Source organism: Pareuzebyella sediminis, from assembly GCF_008367235.1.
GTDB lineage: Bacteria > Bacteroidota > Bacteroidia > Flavobacteriales > Flavobacteriaceae > Pareuzebyella > Pareuzebyella sediminis.
On the sequence record NZ_VTZS01000002.1, the window covers coordinates 612,480 to 632,878 of the forward strand.

The 20,399-nt window shown below is 41.6% G+C and carries 14 protein-coding genes; 6 read left to right on the forward strand and 8 right to left on the reverse strand.

Translation table 11 applies throughout. The annotated features are described in order from the left end of the window. Positions 1-97: 97 nt before the first annotated feature. Positions 98-922 carry a UbiA prenyltransferase family protein gene (locus F2B13_RS09215; RefSeq protein ID WP_149304051.1) on the forward strand — a complete coding sequence of 275 codons (825 nt, stop codon included), beginning with the start codon at positions 98-100 and terminating at the stop codon, positions 920-922. 227 nt (positions 923-1,149) lie between these two features. On the opposite strand, the gene F2B13_RS09225 is transcribed toward F2B13_RS09215, so the two are convergent. The 5 genes from F2B13_RS09225 to F2B13_RS09245 form a co-directional block, all read right to left on the reverse strand. After that, positions 1,150-1,704, reverse strand: a complete 555-nt coding sequence (locus tag F2B13_RS09225) for a sigma-70 family RNA polymerase sigma factor (RefSeq protein ID WP_149275444.1) — start codon at positions 1,702-1,704, stop codon at positions 1,150-1,152. A 291-nt stretch (positions 1,705-1,995) separates the two neighbouring features. Beyond that, positions 1,996-2,517: a 5' nucleotidase, NT5C type gene (locus tag F2B13_RS09230; RefSeq protein WP_149274798.1), complete on the reverse strand. Its 522-nt coding sequence runs from the start codon at positions 2,515-2,517 to the stop codon at positions 1,996-1,998. Between the two features lie 265 nt (positions 2,518-2,782). Then, the gene (locus tag F2B13_RS09235; protein ID WP_149304052.1) at positions 2,783-4,810 is read right to left on the reverse strand and encodes a M3 family metallopeptidase; all 2,028 of its coding nucleotides are present in this window, start codon (positions 4,808-4,810) and stop codon (positions 2,783-2,785) included. A gap of 431 nt (positions 4,811-5,241) precedes the next feature. Further along, a complete protein-coding gene (purE, locus tag F2B13_RS09240; protein WP_149304053.1) occupies positions 5,242-5,733 on the reverse strand; it encodes a 5-(carboxyamino)imidazole ribonucleotide mutase in 492 nt (163 codons plus the stop codon). Positions 5,734-5,794: 61 nt separating this feature from the next. Next, positions 5,795-6,967, reverse strand: a complete 1,173-nt coding sequence (locus tag F2B13_RS09245) for a 5-(carboxyamino)imidazole ribonucleotide synthase (protein ID WP_149304054.1) — start codon at positions 6,965-6,967, stop codon at positions 5,795-5,797. Positions 6,968-7,255: 288 nt separating this feature from the next. On the opposite strand from F2B13_RS09245, the gene F2B13_RS09250 reads away from it, so the two are divergent. From F2B13_RS09250 to F2B13_RS09270, 5 genes are all read left to right on the forward strand, one after another. Further along, positions 7,256-8,362, forward strand: a complete 1,107-nt coding sequence (locus F2B13_RS09250) for an adenylate kinase (RefSeq protein WP_149274802.1) — start codon at positions 7,256-7,258, stop codon at positions 8,360-8,362. 84 nt (positions 8,363-8,446) lie between these two features. Beyond that, positions 8,447-9,880, forward strand: coding sequence for an alkaline phosphatase D family protein (locus F2B13_RS09255; protein ID WP_149274803.1), 1,434 nt, complete (start codon positions 8,447-8,449; stop codon positions 9,878-9,880). Between the two features lie 90 nt (positions 9,881-9,970). After that, positions 9,971-10,972: a GTPase ObgE gene (obgE, locus tag F2B13_RS09260; RefSeq protein ID WP_149274804.1), complete on the forward strand. Its 1,002-nt coding sequence runs from the start codon at positions 9,971-9,973 to the stop codon at positions 10,970-10,972. A 193-nt stretch (positions 10,973-11,165) separates the two neighbouring features. Next, positions 11,166-11,684, forward strand: coding sequence for a DUF4136 domain-containing protein (locus F2B13_RS09265; RefSeq protein WP_149274805.1), 519 nt, complete (start codon positions 11,166-11,168; stop codon positions 11,682-11,684). 244 nt (positions 11,685-11,928) lie between these two features. Further along, positions 11,929-12,288 (forward strand): hypothetical protein, encoded by a 360-nt coding sequence (locus F2B13_RS09270; RefSeq protein ID WP_149274806.1) that lies wholly within the window; start codon positions 11,929-11,931, stop codon positions 12,286-12,288. Between the two features lie 80 nt (positions 12,289-12,368). On the opposite strand, the gene F2B13_RS09275 is transcribed toward F2B13_RS09270, so the two are convergent. From F2B13_RS09275 to F2B13_RS09285, 3 genes are all read right to left on the reverse strand, one after another. Then, entirely contained in the window at positions 12,369-13,382 is a 1,014-nt protein-coding gene (locus F2B13_RS09275; protein WP_149274807.1) for a transglutaminase domain-containing protein, read from the reverse strand. Beyond that, a complete protein-coding gene (locus F2B13_RS09280) occupies positions 13,382-14,116 on the reverse strand; it encodes a carboxypeptidase-like regulatory domain-containing protein (protein ID WP_149274808.1) in 735 nt (244 codons plus the stop codon). Before F2B13_RS09280 ends, F2B13_RS09275 begins: the two co-directional genes overlap by 1 nt. 164 nt (positions 14,117-14,280) lie before the next feature. After that, positions 14,281-20,343, reverse strand: a complete 6,063-nt coding sequence (locus F2B13_RS09285; RefSeq protein WP_149304055.1) for an alpha-2-macroglobulin family protein — start codon at positions 20,341-20,343, stop codon at positions 14,281-14,283. Positions 20,344-20,399: the final 56 nt, after the last annotated feature.

The following is a 20,399-nucleotide window of genomic DNA, read 5'->3' on the forward strand; positions in this document are numbered from 1 at the left end:
GGTATTAATTCCCTCAAAAACGTGGGTTTGTACACGAACGCGCCGAAAGTTTTTAACGAAAAGAGAAGGTTATAAACAGTTTGGCTACTTTTGTTCGATGAAGGTCTTTCAGCGTATTTTTGACTTTTATTTAGATGCGAGCATTCATGTAGCTTTAGGAGTCTTTGCCTTGCTGCATATCACGGGTTACACCTTAAATGTTACAATAAACCCCCATCTTGGTGGATTTCTATTCTTTGGAACCATTGCCTGTTACAACTTTGTAAAGTATGGTGTTGAGGCCGAGAAGTATATTTTGATGGTCGATAGGTACCATAAGAGGATACAGTTTGCCAGCTTTATCGCCTTGGCATTAGCTCTTTATAATGGCTATTTTTTGAATCTTGATGTTTGGATTGCTGTGCTCTGCTTGTCATGTTGTATAGGTTTGTATGCACTGCCCGTTTTACCCCATGTAAAAAATTTGAGGAGCTGGGGTGGTCTGAAAATTTTTGTAGTAGCCCTCGTTTGGGCCGGTACCACTGTGATTCTACCTATTTTAGAAAAAAAATACAGCGTGTATTGGGACGTATGGGTCGAGACGGTTCAACGGTTTCTGTTCGTATTGATCGTAATGCTTCCCTTTGAGATTCGGGACCTTGCCTATGACTCTCCCGAACTTAAGACATTACCACAGCAGGTTGGAGTTAAAAGAACTAAGGTTTTTGGGGCCTTTTTGACCTTGCCGTTTTTCTTTCTTATATTTTTTAAGGACGTGGTTTCGCAAGTGGAGGCAATTGCTACCGGAATCATGTTCTTGATTTTAGGAAGCTTGATGTTTATCACTAAACGAAATCAAAAAAAATACTTCGCATCGTTTTGGGTAGAATCATTACCCTTGGTATGGTGGTGCCTTTTAGCCGGGATAACCTGGTATTATTAAAACTTTTCCCGTAATTGGTGTTTCATAAGTGTTTTCTCTTGCTCAGAAAGACCATGAAGATTAGCCTTTTCGCAAAGTGAAGTTAGTTTTTTGTTGTCGGCGGCAAATTTTGAGCAAGTATCGCATAAAATAAGGTGAAGCCTCAATTTCAGCCTTTCGTTGAACGATGCTTCTTTGTATTGGGTCTTGTTGCAAATTACGGATGCTTTTTCGCAAGAGATCATAACTTAAAACCAATTTTTGTTCAGGCAGCCCATCAACGCCGTTCTCGACCTATGAATCATCACCCATAGATTAGACGGATTAATATTTAGCTCATTACAAATATCTTCGGTACTAATACCTTTAATTGTTTTCATGGTAAATACCAAAGCTTGTTTTTTTGGCAATTTTGAGATGCACGACTGTATGGCAAGCCCTAATTCTTCGTTCTCAATGGTGTCATTTTCATAAGAACTGAAAGGGTCGGCAACTTGTTCTTCCAGCCAATCGCCGTCGGCCCCGTCTTCTGAATTATAATTGATATGAACTTCGGCCCTTCCTTTTTTTGAATTGCGCTTCCGATAATGATCGATAACCTTACGTTTTAATATAGCGATAAGCCATGTTCGTTCCGCTGCGTCCCCCTTAAAGTTTTTTGCCGACTTAAGTCCTGAAAAAAAAGTTTCTTGTACCAGATCTTTTGCGGTTTCGGCATCGTTAACACGAACAATGGCGTAGTTGAAAAGATAGTCTGCATAAAGGTCGACCCATTTTTCGGGTTGTAGCTGATGTTCTGACATATTTTTTTCGTGGTCTATAAATGTAATGGAATTTGCCGTAACGCCTTTCATTTTTTGCGTGTAGGATACTTAAATTTGGTCAGCAGCCCGGTAGGCTACCCAAATAAATATATGCCATCAGTATTGACATAACTTCAAAGTAAGGTGAAACCTATCACAAAAAATTCACGAAATAGTCAAGAATCAAAGAAGATCTCGTACAAAATTGACCTAGAAATTCAATGGGCACTTTACAAACGTAGGGTGGCTTGATGGAGTTTGAAGACCGGAATACCTTTAGAGAAACTTGTACTAGAGTAACTTTTCGGCCACCTCTTTCCAATTATTAACACGTTCGAAACCCTGAGTGTGAATATTATGAGGTGAGGTAAACAAAAGCGACCTTCCACGAAATTTTTCGAGATTGTAACTCCTATCGTCAATTAAGATATCACCATTTAATATATGTTTATGGCCACAGAGAATACGGTTTTGCCAAGGTATGAATGGGAAATGTTCATCAAGCCATTCTGATTTTTCTTCTAGGGAATTAGGAAATTGCATGGCCGCCGAGGCAATATAAACTTCATATTGGTCATTGATTTTCTTCAAGACCTCTTGGCTGTCGGGCATAGGGGTCAAATCACGGAAGAACCCTCGGGTTCGAGCGTGGTCACGTACACTGCGTTGTCTTTTCTCGGGTACGTTCTGCCATACCTCGCTGCCCATACAATGATCAATTGTAAGGCATTCCTGAAAATCACGATTGTAAATTTCTACATGCGCGCCGTAAGTGTCGGCCATAACCTCGTCCATATCAACGAAAAGCACCATAGCTATCATTTTTTACAAAGTTTACAAAAAACTATGGAGCAGCGAAAAGTAATGGTGATTTTAGCAAAACCTTAGGTATCGGCTTTTGAATTGTAAAAGCTAAAAAGGGGGCGTCCCCACGCCCCCTTTTCTTGTCAAAAAAATTACTTTTTAGTAATATAACCTTTTTAACCTACTTATGAGAACTAAATATATGGGAAAAAACTTACTTTTCATAGGTTTTTTTACATATTTTTTTAACTCATTGGTAGTGGGTAAAAATCGATTAGCTTGCTTTCTTAATGAGCCCTGCCCTTTCAAGGAGTGCCTCCACTCTGGGTTCGGCCCCTCGAAATCGTTTATAAAGTACCATGGGGTTTTCGGTTCCTCCTTTTGAAAGAATGTTTTCCTTAAACTTAAGTGCAATGTCCCTATCGAAAATACCCTTTTCCTTAAAATAGGCAAAGGCATCCGCGTCGAGTACTTCTGCCCATTTATAACTGTAATAGCCAGAGGAATATCCGCCTTGGAAAATATGGGAAAAAGCAGTGCTCATACAGGTTTCAGGGGTGTCAGGATATAGCTGTGTTCCTTTGAACGCTTCGGTTTCATGTGCTTTGACATTCTCGATGCCCGAAGGATCGATACCGTGCCAAGACATATCGAGCAACCCAAAACTCAATTGGCGTAAGGTTTGAAGCCCCTCTTGAAACGTGGCCGATTCCTTTATTTTTTGAACTAATTTCATGGGTATGGGTTCTCCGGTTTCATAATGGGTGGCAAAAAGTTCGAGGGCTTCTTTTTCATAGCACCAGTTTTCCATGATTTGACTGGGAAGTTCAACAAAATCCCAATATACCGAAGTGCCGGAGAGACTAGGATAGGTGGTATCGGCCAACATGCCATGTAGCCCGTGGCCGAATTCATGAAACAAAGTAGTTACCTCGTTAAAGGTCAAAAGAGATGGCTTGCTAGGGGTAGAACGGGTAAAATTGCAGACATTCGAAATGTGGGGGCGTACATTGGCTCCGTTCAATCGGTACTGCGGTTTATAGGAAGTCATCCATGCCCCACCACGTTTGCCTTTTCGAGGATGAAAATCAGCATAAAAAATGGAGATAAACTTCTTATCGGTATCGTAGACCCTGTATGTTTTTACCTCTTCATGGTATTTCTCAATATCATCGACCTCTTCGAATTGAAGTCCGAAAAGTTTTTCGGCAACTTTAAAAACGCCTGAAATGACATTTTCAAGTTTGAAATAGGGCTTTAACTTTTCATCGTCTAAATCGAAAAGTTTTTGTTTCAATTTTTCGGAATAGTAACTACTGTCCCATTTCTGTAAGCACTCGACACCGTCAAGTTCTTTGGCGAAATTTTCCAGTTGTTCAAATTCACGTTTTGCCGCTGGTTTGGCCTTTTCTAGTAGTTCGTTCAGAAAATCGTGTACTTTTTCGGGCGTTTCGGCCATGCGTTCCTCCAATACATAATGGGCGTGTGTTTTGAAACCCAAAAGTTGGGCTCTTTCAAAGCGAAGATTCGCAATGTTCAAGACATGTTCTTGATTATCGAATTTGTCACCATGAAATCCTTTGCTTCCAAAGGCTAGAGATAGTTTTTTTCGCAAGTTTCTATCCTTGGCATATTTCATGAAGGGGATGTAACTGGGGTAGTCCAAGGTAACAAGCCATCCTTCTTTGTTTTTTGCATGGGCTAGTGCCGAAGCAGCCTCCTTCTCGCCTTCTGGTAGACCTTCAAGATCTTTCTCATCGGTTAGGTGCATTTCAAATTTATTTGTTTCGGCGAGTACGTTTTCCCCGAATTTCAGCTTTAGTTTCGAGAGCTCTGAATCTATTTCACGCAATCGCTTTTTCTTATCTGGGGGCAAATTGGCACCGTTGCGGCTAAAACTCTTGTACTTTTTATCAAGTAAGGTGTCTTGCTCTACGGAAAGGTTCAGATTATCTTTCTGTTCATAAACGGACTTAATCCGTTCAAAAAGCGCTTCGTTCAATGTGATATCGTTACTGAATTCGGAAAGTAAAGGTGATACCTCTTGGGCGATCTTTTGTATTTCTTCGTTGGTTTCTGCAGAATTCAGATTAAAGAATACGCTGGAAATACGATCTAGTTGTTGTCCGGCAAATTCCAAGGCCTCTATGGTATTTTCAAAGGTAGGCGCTTCCTCATTGGCGGTAATGGCATCGATTTCCGCTTTGGCATCATCGATAGCCTGAAGAAAAGCGGGTTTGAAATGTTCGTTTTTTATTTTGGTAAAGGGAGCGGTGTCAAAAGGAGTCAATAAGGGGTTCATTCGTATGTGTTTATTTTTAAGATTATTTTTTCCGGTTCAGCGAAATTTATGTTTTACAATGTCAATGTCCAAAACTACCAAGGTAATAATGAACGAAAAAATGGCGGCTGTCAAAAAGGCAAAATTTCTAGCCGTATCATTCGCATATTTATAGGAAATAGCACGATATTCATCGGTATATTCTTCTAGTTCTATATATCCATTTTTATTTAGATTGCAAGGCTCCACCTGTAATTCTAGATTTTTCTATCTCAACATGACGAAAAGCCAAAATGCTGCGTAGATAAAAAAGACAAACGAGCTGTTCCAAAGGCTTTTAAGGTAAGGTCGGGTAGCCTGTTTTTTTCCAGAGCAAAACGGCTAATTCGGCTAGAGATAGAAACAGCCCGATACTCTTGGGTGAAAGGTTCAAAATATCATCTCTGATTTGTTTAGAAATTGCCTTTTATTTGTTTTGCCCCATCGATTACCTTTGACTTAAGTCCCTCCTTATAAGCAATAACCTTATCAAGTACTTCCGAATTGGAGCTTCCGATAATCTGAGCGGCCAATATACCGGCATTTTTGGCACCGTTCAGGGCGACGGTCGCTACCGGAACGCCACCTGGCATTTGCAAGATCGACAATACAGAATCCCACCCATCTATCGAGTTGCTGCTTTTTACGGGTACACCGATAACAGGTAAGGGAGACATAGAGGCCACCATACCCGGTAAATGCGCCGCACCACCTGCTCCTGCAATGATGACCGAGATCCCTTTTTTATGGGCATTTTTACTGAACTCATATAGTTTGTCGGGAGTTCGATGTGCCGACACAATATCTACATCGACCTCGATATCGAAACTTCTAAGAACATCGACGGCCTCCTGCATCACAGGGAGATCGCTTGTACTTCCCATTACTATGGCTACTTTTGGCATAAATTCCAATATTTAGTTTTCCGTACGCCTTAAAGAAGTGCGGAATTCGTTTCTTTTCAATCTATTTGCTTATTACTTGTATGCGTTCTTTAACTTGTTGGGCAATTTCGCGAGCTCTATTTACATCTTGGTTCACGATGGTCACATGGCCCATTTTTCGAAAAGGGCGTGTTTGCTTTTTTCCGTAAATATGGGGCGTGACCCCATCTAGGCGAAGAATATCAGTGATGTTTTCGTAGACCACGTCGCCCGTATGGCCCTCGGCACCGACCAGATTCACCATAATACCTGCCACCTTACTTTCGGTGTTTCCCAGTGGTAAATCAAGAATCGCACGAATATGTTGCTCAAATTGATTGGTATAGCTGGCTTCAATGCTGTAATGTCCACTGTTGTGAGGCCTTGGGGCCACTTCGTTCACCAAAATCTTGTCGTCTTTGGTCTGGAACATTTCAACGGCCAGAAGACCGACATGCTGTATTTTATCGGAAACTTTTAGTGCGATTTCCTGCGCTTTCTCGGCAACCTTGTGATCAATACGCGCCGGACATATGACATATTCTACCTGATTCGCCTCGGGGTGGAATTCCATTTCAACAACGGGATACGTTTTGACCTCGCCACTTGCGCTTCTCGCAACAATAACAGCGAGCTCATTTTTAAAGTCGATAAGCTCTTCGGTAATACATTCTCCCGCAGGAAGTCCATCTAGATCTTCAGGTTTGCGTATCACTTTCACACCTTGCCCATCATAACCGAATTGGGCGGCTTTCCAAATGAACGGAAAATCCAAGCCCTTGTTTTCGATGCTGTCAGAAATTTCACTTCGATAGGCGAATCTCATAAATTGGGCCGTTGGAATCTCGTGATCCACATAGAACAACTTTTGTGTTGCCTTGTTTTGAATAGTGCGGAGTGCCTTTGTAGGGGGAAATATCCTGTGGCCTTCAGCCTCTAGTTTTTCTAGGGCTTTTACGTTCACGTTTTCGATTTCGATCGTCAAAATATCCACACGTTTGCCCAACTTGTAAACGGATTCAAAATCCATCAAGTCACCTTGAATAAATTCGTTACATGCAATTTTACAGGGCGCTTCGGGGGAAGCATCCATTATGATGGTATGAATATCAAATTTGCGGGTCTCGTATAAAAGCATTTTTCCCAACTGCCCCCCACCAAGAATTCCTAGTTTGAAGGTAGAAGAGAAATAATTCTTTGAATTTTGGTCTGACATGTCTTATTGTATTCCTGCAAAAATACACCGAATACCTTTTTAATCATGATAGCATACCGACAAATTGAATTATTTTAGCAAATTCACTAAATAGCCGATGAACAAGATGTGTAACACTGAATGAATTGATCAGGCCATATCGCTTAGAGGTATCCTATTTTAGTTTAACTGTTAATTTATAGTTTGGAACAGGACAGTAAATAAAACCAATCCTTTTTAAAACAAGAGCCATGAAGTTGAAAAGAAAAATCAAAATGTTATATTTGGCAACTTGCTAGTATTTATACAGTGATAAAACTCCACGATACACATTTCAAGCCCTTTTTGAGCGAGTCCAGAATTCAGGATGCGGTAAAGAAAATTGCCGAAAAGATTGCGCTCGATTATAAAGATCAAATCCCAATTTTTGTTGGGGTACTGAACGGCTCATTCATGTTCGTTTCCGATTTTTTAAAGTATTATCCGTACGATTGTGAAGTTACCTTTGTAAAATTAAGTTCATATCAAGGGCTTACTTCCACGGGCATCGTAGAGACGCTACTCGATGTTTCCGAAGATATTGAGGGCAGAAGTGTTATAATACTTGAAGATATTGTAGATACGGGTCGAACGCTTCAGACCTTGATTCATATGTTCTCCAATATTAAGGTCAAGGAGTTCAAAATTGCGACGCTCTTCTTTAAGTCGGAAATCTATAATGGGGAGTATTCAGTAGATTATGTAGGTATAGAGATACCGAATAAATTTATTGTGGGGTATGGGCTGGACTATAAAGAACTCGGAAGAAATCTAAAAGAAGTATACCAAATAAACCAAACACATATGATCAACCTCGTACTATTCGGGAAACCTGGTGCCGGAAAAGGTACTCAAGCTGAGTTTTTAAAAGAAAAATATAATCTCAAGCATATTTCTACCGGCGATTTGTTTCGGTACAATATGAAAAACGACACAAAACTTGGCCAACTTGCCAAATCATACATTGACAATGGTGATTTGGTACCCGATGAAGTAACCATTAAAATGCTTGAGGACGCCGTTGAGAAAAACCCCGACGCCAGCGGTTTCATATTTGATGGTTTCCCTAGAACTGCCGCGCAGGCCGAAGCTTTAGATAATCTTCTCACGGCAAAAAACATGAAGGTAGATGCGACTATCGCCCTTGAAGCCAATGACGAGGTTTTAATACAGCGTCTCTTGGAACGGGGTAAGGTAAGCGGTCGCTCAGATGATCAAGATGAAGCCAAAATTCGCAATCGTTTTGATGAATACAATACGAAGACGGCTCCTCTTAAAGATTATTACGAGGCCCAGGGAAAATTTCACAGTGTTAACGGTATAGGGGCTATAGATGAAGTGACCCATCGTTTGGGAAAAGTTATCGAAGAGCTTTGAAGGGCGTACTTTAGAAAGACCTTCCGTTTTATAGGAAAGACGTCCGGCCGGTAGAGAGCACAGGCGGTTCAAATTAATTATACCATGGTATACGTAAGAAAGAGGGTCCAATTTACACTTTCTACATTGCTTTTTGCTTTCTTGCAGTGGGGTATGCTATATTCTCAAGGTCATGAAAAGGTCTATTTTACCACAGGCTTAAAGATCGGTGAGGTGACCGATACCAGCGCGGTTATTTTGACTCGCCTTTGCGCAGTGGAAGAGCCAAATCCGATTGTTCATAGACAAAAGGAACCTCCGTTTCGAGAACCGATCAACTTTGACGACACTATGCCCGTTGTACAAATGGATGGGGGAGTACCAGGTGCTTTCGGGGAAGTTAAAATGGAACTGATCTCGAATAGTGACACTATTTCAAGAGGCTGGACGTATGTGTCTTCCTATAAAGACTACACCATTAAAAATGTATTTCATGGTTTAAGGCCTTACACCAAATACAAACTGGTACTTTCTGGACGTAAAAACGAAAATGCCCCGGTAACAAAAATCAGGGGTGAATTTCGAACGGCACCAAAGGCTCAAGAAATCGTTCCCGTATTTTTTACATCGTCTACCTGTCAATATTTTTGGGATTACGACGACCCTCTCAGAGGATTTAAGGTGTATGATCAGATGAGAAATTTAAACCCCGATTTCCATTGCCAGACGGGGGACTATGTCTATTATGACAAACCCGGCCCAATGGCTACTACCGTAAGTTTAGCGCGGCATAAATGGCATGCCATCAATGCATGGTCCTCACTTGTAGATTTTTACGCACATACCCCGTTATTTATTCAAAAAGATGATCACGATGTGACTAAAGATGACGCCACCCCATTTAGTACACCGTTCGGTGAGATTACCTTTGATGACGGTATTGCCATTTGGAAAGAGCAGACCCCTACCTATGAAAATAGGCCGTATAGAACTTTACGTTATGGTCAAGATTTGGAAATTTGGTTCGTTGAAGGACGCCTTTATAGAAATACTGATAACAGCGGCGAACCCCAAGGTTCGATTTGGGGCGATGAACAGAAGAAATGGTTTGTCAAATCCGTAGCGGACTCTGATGCTACATTCAAAATATTGATGTCTCCCACTCCAGTGGTCGGTCCGGACCGTGATGCAAAAAGGGATAACCATGCAAATTCAACATACGAGGAAGAAGGTAGGTGGCTTCGTAATTTCATCGCCGCTCAGAAAAATATGTATATTGTTAATGGCGACAGACACTGGCAATATGTTTCGAAGGACTCGTCAACCGGAGTGCTTGAATTTAGTCAAGGCCCTTCAAGTGATGCACACGCCCAAGGATGGAAAGTGGGCGATGTACGGCCGGAGCATGAATTTTTAAGGGTCATGGGAGGGTTTTTGGCAGTAAAGGTGGAACGCGTGCACGCTATCGCGCAAATCGCTTTTATCCATTATGATGTCAACGGCAATCAAGTGCATAGAAAGGTCATTTTATCTAAATAGGATTGTGCTACAAACCCTTTTAAGAAAGCACCATGCCTATCGTGAATTCCGTACTTTTGTGGTTTAATCTATAGTGTTAAACTCATTTTCATGACCGAAGGTAATTTTGTTGACTATGTTAAAGTACAAGCCCAATCAGGGAATGGCGGTAAGGGCTCGACTCACTTGCACCGTGAGAAGTATGTAGCCAAAGGAGGACCTGATGGTGGCGATGGGGGGCGCGGTGGCCACGTTATCGTTCGGGGAAACGAAAATCTTTGGACCTTGGTGAGTTTTAAGTTCAAAAAACACTTCAAAGCAGGTCATGGAGAGCACGGTGGGAAACAAAGAAGTAGCGGTGCTGACGGTGAGGACGTGTATATGGATGTTCCTCTAGGTACGGTTGTCAAGGATGCCGAAACCAAAGAGACGCTTTTTGAAATTACTGAAAACGGCGAAGAGAAAATCTTGGTAAAAGGAGGTATTGGCGGACGTGGTAACTGGCACTTCAAAAGTAGTACCAATCAGACCCCACGCTATGCCCAACCTGGAATATCGGGCGAGGATATCGAAGTTATTTTAGAATTGAAGGTTTTGGCCGATGTGGGCTTGGTAGGCTTCCCAAATGCGGGAAAGTCAACCCTACTTTCAGTTATAACATCCGCTAAACCCAAAATTGCCGATTATGAGTTTACCACACTAAAGCCCAATTTAGGGATTGTTCAACATCGCGATTTTCAAAGTTTTGTAATGGCCGATATTCCCGGTATTATCGAAGGAGCCGCTGAAGGCAAAGGACTCGGGCATTACTTTTTGCGACATATCGAACGCAATGCGACCCTTTTGTTCCTGATACCGGCCGATAGTAACGATATCAGTAAGGAATATGACATTTTGTTAGATGAGCTTCGTAGATATAATCCTGAACTTTTAGATAAGGAACGTTTGGTTGCAATTTCAAAAAGTGATATGCTCGACGAAGAGCTTATGAACGAAATGAGAACGGAATTGGATGAAGATTTTAAAGATGTTCCTTATATGTTCATCTCTTCCGTGGCTCAACTGGGGATTACCGAACTTAAAGACAGGCTTTGGGCTATGCTAAACAATTGATAAAAAGATATATCGGCTTTAAACGGGCTTTTTTGTGTTTTAATAACACCACTTTTAACCGATGCACTTTCTCCTTCTAAGGCGGTAGTTTCTTTTTTAACATAGCGCATTGTAGTATCGAATACGTAGTCGATGAGTTTCATCCAGATGGAGCTCCAAAATCTGGTTATACAACTGTAATTGAATTGTAGTTATGAGGTATTCAGTAAAGCTCTTCGTACTTTTTACTTTGCTCTCATGTAGTAGCGTTCGCGTTAACTATGATTATGAAGAGGCTGCCGATTTTTCGAATTATCACACATATAATTATTATTCTGATATGAATACTGGCCTTAGTGAACTTGATACAAGGCGTCTACTCACCTCGCTCGACGGGCAAATGAAATTAAAAGGGATACGCTTTTCGGAAGACCCCGATTTCTTGATCAATATCGAAAGTCGATTGATTCCATCCCCGAATAGTACCTCGATCGGATTGGGAGTTGGGGGGACAGGTAGAAACGTTGGGGGTGGTATCTCCGTGGGTATTCCTGTTGGACAGAGCAATATAGAAAGACAAATTTTCTTCGACTTAATAGATAGTCATAGTAATGCCTTGTTCTGGCAGGCGGTCAGCGAGGATTCTTTTAAGGAAAATATATCACCTGAAAAGCGGGAAGAACACCTGCAAGCATTGGTGGCTAAAGTATTCTCTAAATATCCTCCCAAATAAGCTTAGGTATTCAAGCCTTTCCATCTGTTATATACGTAAATTCACCCTCTTTGGTAAGAATACTTCTCTATCGAATAATTTTTATTTGTAGGTACCCCATTATTCAATATTTTCGAACAACCATTGAAGAAAAACCTACATTTCGAGTATTGAAAAGCCTGCTTTCCTTTTTGACTTTTCGGTGCCTACCTTTCTTCTTTGGATATTAATAGCCACTATACAAACCTTTTAAGAAATTGTCTTCATGGCCAGGCGCGCCCTTTATTATGTTGAAAACTATAAGATAGAAGTTATCAAAACTTTTTTTGGAAAGGAAAAAGTACTTCTGAATGGGAAAAAAGTCTCCGAAAAACGCATCGGTACGGGAGTGGAGCATATCTTCTCTATTGACAAGAACAACTATAAGATAGTTCCGCGAGAGGCAACTAGCGCTAAAAGAATGAATGCCTATGAAATTAGAAAGAACGGAAACCCAATGGCCCTGATGAACGCGGTAAGCACTAATTCACTTCAAATGTTTTTACTGATTATTACGATTGGGCTGGGTTGTGGTTTTCTTTTTGGTATGATACTCTATAAAATGTTCTTTCCGGTTTCGGTTTAAAGCTTTTTATCGTTGGATAATTCTTTCTTCAATTTCCATTCTTACCGTTTTTCGAACCAAGGTATGATTCCTGAGCATTGTCAATTTCTTTTTACCCTTACCACGTAGGTTGCTACGATTTTGTTATCGACTTTCAGATGAACGTCATATCGGCCGGTTCGATCAAAAGTATATCTCATAGTGAGGATATTTTTATCTTTTTCTATTGAAGGTTTTACGGTTCGGTTGGCTTTGCCGCTATTTAGAACAAGGTCTATAGTATTCACTTCGAGATGGTCTGGTATATGAAATGAAAAGATCACATTATTATTCTTTGCGGTTTCCAGATGCATCTTTTCCGGGAAAACAGGAATGATAGTGGAGGTAAAGGCTTCTTTATATACCAAGGGACCCTTTATAAATGCATCGAAGGTCGGAGGATGTGGCAAAAAAGTCAGTTCTGTATTCAAAGGATAGTGGTTCTTCACAAACAAAAGGGGATCTGCCAAGAAATAACCATCATGGTACTCGCCTTGAAATTCGGGCGTGTAATCTTCAATCTTTATGGAGCCGGCCGACCATGTGGCATCACACAAATACCATTTATCATTTAAGAATACCGCATTCCAAGAATGATTTGGAGTACTTTGACTATTCAAACGAACCGCAGCGGTACGGCCAAAACCATTGATGATCTTACAATTGATATTCGCGAGCCCTGCCATTTCACGGGTCAAATACGCATAACCCGTACAGGCCGTCTTTCTATGTTCGATCAATTTCTGGAAGACTTTTGGAGTGAAACCATCGTTCCATTGCTTATAGGCATCCCAGTTCTCGGCATATTTTTTACGTTTTTTACTAGTGGTAATATAACCGTGATAGTCGTTTTCGATATTAGTGCATATCCAGGTATATATGGCCCTAAATCTCTCGACCTCGGTGTTGAGTTTTGAGGTGAGGTTATAGGTCAATAAGGGAAGATTTTTGAGGCTTGCTCCCCGATAGACCATGGCGATACTATCCGCTTTTTCAAAATCGACGGTATAGAAATCGGAGCGTTGGCCAAAGGCCATTGCTCCGAATAAAAATATAAGGCAAATGATACCTCTCATTACCTAAAGAGTGCTACAAACTTTTGAAAGATGTTGCGCTTAGATTTATAGGTTCCTTCTACGGAAACCTCGCCCATAAGCTCGATATCACTGCTTTCGAATTTTATAGTAATATCTATGGTGTCATTTTCACTTTGGGCTATCCGATACGATTTTGTATCGTATCCGAGGTAATTGAAAACAAGTATATCTCCTACCTTCAAGGCTTTCGGAAATTCGAACTTTCCCTCCAAATCGGTCGATACACCGATATCAGATCCTTTTAAAACGACAGAAACTCCTGGTAAGGGTAGGTTGTCTTCGTCGATGACTTTTCCCTTAACGATGTACGTCTCATAGAACTGATGTGGAGCAAATTCAATATTTCCAGAAGACGTGACCTGCGCTGGCCATTTTGAAATTATGCTTGGGCTTTCAAGGGCCTGCACAGAAGTAGAAGCACTTATGGTCAAAACCGCAAAGCATAAAGAGCCTATCCGAGTCGGCCAAAAGTTGCTTTCGTTGGTGACTCCTACGGATACATTTGCCGACTCTAATTGATTACGTTTAAAACGGCCACATATAGTATGGGTTTTGCTACTAACTTTCTGGGTTATCATGGTTTTTGACATCATGCTAAAATCTATAACTTCTTTTTGGCATTGGGGACAAAGCCCTCCTTTTTTCGTTCTTTTAAAGGTATCAAATTTTTCAGAACAAGGGTTTTTAATAGTAATACGTACTGCTTTTTCCATAAGGCATCGGTTTATTAGTTAATACCTAAACTATCATTTATCGATGTTTCAAAAAATTTGTATTGAGTGAAGCACCCTTGTCGTTGGGTTACTATGTGGTTTCGATGAGTTTGGCCATGTTTAGAATTTAAAAAAAACCGATGCTCAAGGGAGATTTTCTAAGATCAATTGCCTACCAGTACTTTTTCTCCTTCGGAGTGGCTATTGAATTCAGGGGCATACATGTTTTCGATGGTAGTAATACCATTGCTGAAGGCTCCGGCGTTGTTCACTCGTAGGTCATATTCGAAAACGTAAACCCCTTTAGGCAAATAATCGAAAAAGAAATGGGTGCTGGCATCTTTGGTACTCTCATAATAGCCCAAACCATCTTGCCATTTATATTGCGACAAAACGTTTACCGGTTCAAAGCCTGCCGCTCGCATATCTTTCATATGGATGTATTCCATATCGCGGTCGGAGCGGATTTCGATTCTAACTCTAACCAAATCACCCACTTTTAGTGTGGTACGGGAAGTAATTTCGGTGATTTTTTCGCCGGTATCGGTATTCTTTTTTAAAAAAAGATTTTTCTTCAGTTGTAAGGGTGTTTCTGAGGATGTTATCTTATCCATATCTTCAAAGTATTGCCAATACAGAGCGCCCCATGCCATGCCTTTTCCCTTTTGTGTCAATTGAACGGTAGCCATGGTCGGCTTTATATCTTTCGGTCCCCAAGAGGTTTTAAAATAGCCCGTTCCAGCCTCCACCTTTACATTTTCGAGTTCGGAAGGTTCGATTTTTTTTCCTCCGACCAAAACATCAACAGCTTCGGTAAAGGAGAGCCAGTCGCTTCCTTGAAGCAATAAGGCATAAATCGCTTCGGTGGTCGCTTTGGTAGTTTTCCAATGTGAAGTCTGCTTGTTTTTCAATAGCCAGATTTTAAGGTTATCGATGGTTTCGATGTCGTTTTGTATTTCTCCAAAGGCCTCTATCATTAAGGCTTGCGTCTCGATGGGTGCTTGGTGCCATTGCCAAGATGCCGTGTTTTCTTTCCAGTACATGCCAATTTCATCTGAAATGATACTGTTTTCTTTTAAAGAGCGCAAGATTTTGGTAGCGGTTTCGCGGTCGTTCATTCGATATAAGATCAGGGCCAACATACCTTTGGCATACAGTCCCTTCTTCATCCAGTACGTTTGGGCTTGGTTTTGATAGTATTTGGTAATTTCCTGAACTTTTTCGGAGGTTTTTATGTCCTTGAAAAAGCTACGCATATACAGATAATGGATCTGTGTCTGGCTCAAATGGTCCTCTTCGAGATTCGAACTATATTTTTTCATGCGGTCGTACTCGTTTGTGAATTCGGAGTCCAAGTAGGCTATCGCGTTTTGAATAATTTCTGTTTGGTCGCTAAGCACGGCCGAATTGATATTTAGCTTCTTCAAATGACCCAATCCGGCAACAACATGTTGGGTGATGAACCGATTGTCAGGTCCGCCCTTGAACCAAGCCCAAGCTCCGGAGGGCTTTTGGTTATTTTTTAGACTTAGTAGAGCGGATAGCCTTTCGTTTTTCATCTTGTTGAGGTCAAAAAGTAAGGCTATTCGTTTTTTCTGTTCGGCTTCCGATTCGGCATCGCGCAACCACGGGGTTTCTTGAATAAGCAGCGATTTCAGTTCCTCGTTCTTTTCGAGATTACTTATCAAGGCGTCAGAATTGGCCCATTGTTCAAATACCTGTTGTATTCGCGGGTTTGAATTCGCAATATGGGTTGCCAAAGTATTGCTGTAATACCGTGCAAAGATTTGCTCGTTGCAATCGTAGGGGTACTCCATCAAATAAGGTAGAGCCTGAACCGCGTACCAAGCGGGGTTGGTAGTAATTTCTAAGGTCAATTGGTGATGATTGAGCGTATGTGAAGACATATCTTTCAACTTATCCAACGTAAATGTCTTGGTCTGATCGCTTCGCACCCATATGGGAAGGGTCTCGGTGACCAACATGCGGTTGGTCAACACCGGCAGCAGGTTTTGTTCCCCATCACTGAATTCACCGGCCTTGGCCACTATCTTGTATTGAAGTGCCCTCAGGTCTTTCGGTATGTGCAATCGCCAGGAGACTTGGGTGTTGCCCATGGCATCTATCGAGAATTCTTTTTGGAGACCCTGCCCCGTAATTAGTAGCGCTCCAACATCCTCTCCTGTCAAGCCATTTTCGAGCATCAGTTGGGCGGTGCCTGAAAGGGATTTTGTGGTCAGGTTGCTAATTTTGCTACTGATAGTAATTTCATCGCCTTCCCGTAAGAACCGCGGTACATTCGGTACTATCATCAATTCTTTTTGGGTCACCGAGGTAAACGTAGATACTGCACTTTCGAGACTTTTGGTGTAAGCCAATAATTGTAGTTTCCATTCGGTGAGGGCCTCGGGGGAAGTAAACGTAAATGACACGTTGCCCTCATTATCCGTCATTAGCTTGGGAAAAAAGAAAGCCGTTTCCTGTAGATTTTTTCGAACCTGTATGTCCTCGAAACCGTTTTTATTTTTTAGGGCTTCGGTGCTTTTATCTTCCACTTCCAGAACTTCTACGCCGGCCAGATTACCTTGTAGGCTTTCTTCGGCAACTTCATCTTTGTTGACTTCCATATCCATGGAAGCGGCATTAGCCATGGGTGCGGCTTGTTTTCTTACGAGTCCCGTCGACTGAAAGCGAATGGGCTGTCTTCCAAAATAGAATCCGAACCAATTGAACGAATCATAAAGTTGGGGTTTAATACTATAAGATTCGGGATCTTGATAGGTTCTAAACGATTCGATGCCGAAACTATTTTGGGCATGGCTAAAGAAGCTTGAATAATAGTTTGCCCTGAAAAGGGGTTCGAAACTGTAGACATGCGGGCGAAATGCATCTAATGAAGTGTCGTACATGCTGGCCAATAATTCGGCCGTAACCTTTTCGCCTTTAGGGCCCTTAACCTTGAAGGCCCAGGTTTCCTCCTCACCAGGCCGTAATTTATCGCGAAAGGTCATGGTCTCGATGTGAAGTTTCGATGTAGGGTAGGGGACCGAAATGGACAGCGAGCCCGATTGAAAAGAATTAAAAGCCGAAAAACTATAATGTACGGAGAAACCACCGAGGTCGTTTTCTGTAACTGGAATTTTCAGGGTTTTGACGTTCTCGCTTAGATAAACGATCCGGGCTTCAGTAATCTGTTTATTTTTCTCTGTGATCACGGTGACATACAGGTTTTTGGCGGCAGAAGACAGGGTTACTTCAACCTTATCACCGATATCATAGCGTTCTTTGTCCGTTGTAATTTGAAATAATTGGTTGTCGGCAATTCGGGTGTCGTTATCCCCATATAAGGTGACTAGCGCCTTTTCGATAATCTTTTGGCCGAATTTATCCGCGGTTTCCACTACTATCAAATATTTTCCGGAGTCCCATTTCTTAAGGTTCTGCAATTCGATTTTTGTTGAATTCTGGGTATCGAAATCACGTTGCCATATCAATTTTTCTTTTCCCCAGCTAGCCACGTTATCCTCTTGGTCAAAAGCATCATGAGGGAACAGGGCCTTGAATTCTTTTTCAGGCCACCCTTTATAATCGGGCGAGGGCCATGGTCTTTGACGCAATACATAATCCGGCGCCTTTAGTTTGAACATTTTTAGTGTACCGCGAGCGGGAACAAATTGTCCGTTAAGATTTCTAGTATTGACTTCAACGATATGGCTCGTTTTGGTTTTATCGATCCTGTCCGGTACGTTAATAGACGCCTTTAGTGTATGATAACCCACGTTAATAATAGTGGAGGTACTATGGGTCTCACCATTAATGTCCGTCACATCGGCTATAATTTCATACTGGAATGTCGGTAGATTCTCTTTGGATACACTTTTGTCGGGAATGGCCTTAAAGGTAATTTCATAGCCCCCCGAGTCGTCGGTTTTCGTTTTGCCATAGGCAATTTCTTGGGGACTTCCCTGAAAAGCGGAAGGGCGCCAGTCATACCACCATGGGAAGATAACAACTCTTCTCACGCGGTAGCTGACACTTGCATTGCTTATTGCACTGCCGGCATATCCCATGGCATTTCCATGTTCTGTAATACTATCCCCAATTTTATAGCCTTCCTTAACAGGTTCGAAAGTAGTAGCAAACTTTGGTCTTTTATATTCCTCTACCGAAAAACTGGAATAGCCGTGCAAGGCTAGTTCTTTGGCACTTGCCTGTATTGAAAAGTTCCCGGAAAGACCAGCTCGGGGTACAATAAATTCGCCAGAAAACGACCCATAGGCATTGGTTGTAAATTTTTGGGATGAAATGACCTGTCCGTTAACATCGTGAAGCGCAACAAGTACTTCGGTGTCGTCTAAAATGCTAGAGGTCCTATTTGTTTTCTGAATCGCTATGCCCTTGAAATAAACCGTTTGTCCTGGTCTATATATGCTACGGTCAGTAAACAAAAAACAGGAATATTCGATTTTTGTAGGTGCTTTGTCGTAACGTTGGTTCACATAATAGTTTTCAAAATAAGCGCTTTCATCCCCATTTGATACCTCGACGGAAACATCGCTCCAATTGGCCTCTGGAAGCGGTATGGAAACCTGTCCCATATCATCGGAAATCATTTTTTTGCTTACGTAGGGCTTATTGTAATTTTTGAGATAACTAAAGTTGAGAATCGCACCGGGCACCGGCGCTCCATCTCGACGGTCTACCACTTGAAAATTATAACGTGATTCGGTTTGAGTGGCGATTAGGGCCATATTAGTAACCTGCAATTGGCCGAAAGCAAAGGTATTTGCCGATGCTTTTCCTTTTGTGCTATCTAGTGGTGTGGCCAATATCAGATATTGGCCGTTGGGTAATTTGGGTACCTGAATTTCGGTACGGTGATTTTGATAGTCATTTTCATCTTTTAATTCGGCAGCCCAGTTGGTCACGGTGGGCAGGGTCTCAATAAAGGCCAATTGTTTGGAAGGAGGATAGGTTTTCATCAGTTGTTTCCACTGGTCGGGAGTGATCTCATAGGCTATCAGCTGAAGTTTCGAATGATTCTTGTAACTGACCAGCATACGGGAAACCGTGTTGGTCGGAACAAAATTTTCAACCTTGACTTCTATACTTGGAGCAAGAATTTCCGATTTTAGGGCCATGCATTTATTTGCGGCTCGGCTATTGGGAAATCGTGCTATGACCGATTCGCAAAGCTGCAAGGCTTCTCTTTGTTTCCATTGATTTTGCTCGTTGGTTTGAGGGTCATACGTATTCCCTTGTTGATGAAAAAGTCGTGCAATTTCGTATTCATAGAGTCCCGATACCTCATTGTGCCTCAAATTTTTGGCAGAGTTATGAAGTGTTTCGAGCAATCGATCGTCTTTGTCCTCAAAAACCGCATTTTGATGGGTGTAGTTGAGCCTATCGATATCCACGTCGACAAATGCCTCTAATTGAGGGTCGGAAAAATGAAACTGCAAAAGCTTTTGGTAGGTAAGCAGCGCTTTTGATTGTAGTAGGTTCTCATCTTGGGCAGGAAGATTGAGTTGGATGAAATCGTAGGCTTCACACAAATATTTGGGATCATCGATTTCAAACCTATCGGAAGGCTGGTTGACTGATGTTTCCTCGGTTTTGTAAAAGGTAAGGGCATTATGGGCCAAAATGTCGAACAGGGTAGGGCGGAAGTCTTCCGAATTAGGCTGTTGTGTTAGAATGTTACGGAAACTGTCCAAGTTCTGTTCCTGCAATCTTTTTGGATGGTCCAAAGAAGCCTCGAAATGTTCATTGATTTTATGAAAAAGCGAAGTGAGGTCCCAGGTTCGAAAATCGGCTGAATCGATAAGTGTGGTCGTGGCCGTACGCTGGTAGAATTGATGACGATGCTGTTGGAAGTATTGCCAATACAGATTGGCCAAATAACTTTCCAAAACATTTTTGACAGGAAATTCCGCTTTTTCGATTTCCATCCTAAAATCATGGATAATTTTGAGCTGGGCATCCTCCTCTAAAGTCATGCTATATTTTGATGTATATAGTAAGGCTTTGATCTTTTGTTCAGGGTTCTTTTCGCGATGTGCTTTCTCGGAAATAGTTTGAACAATTTTAAGCGCTGATTTGGTGAGGGCTTCTCGCTCTAACTTTTGAACTTTCTGCCATAAGACCTCATAGGCATCATCATTTTGCTGTGTCAGCGCTACGAGAGGAAAGAGCAGTACCATTAATAGTGTGTGAATTTTTGGCATATTCGTTACTTTACGGAACAAAGATTTACAAAACCTGTGCCATCTCATATTAAAAT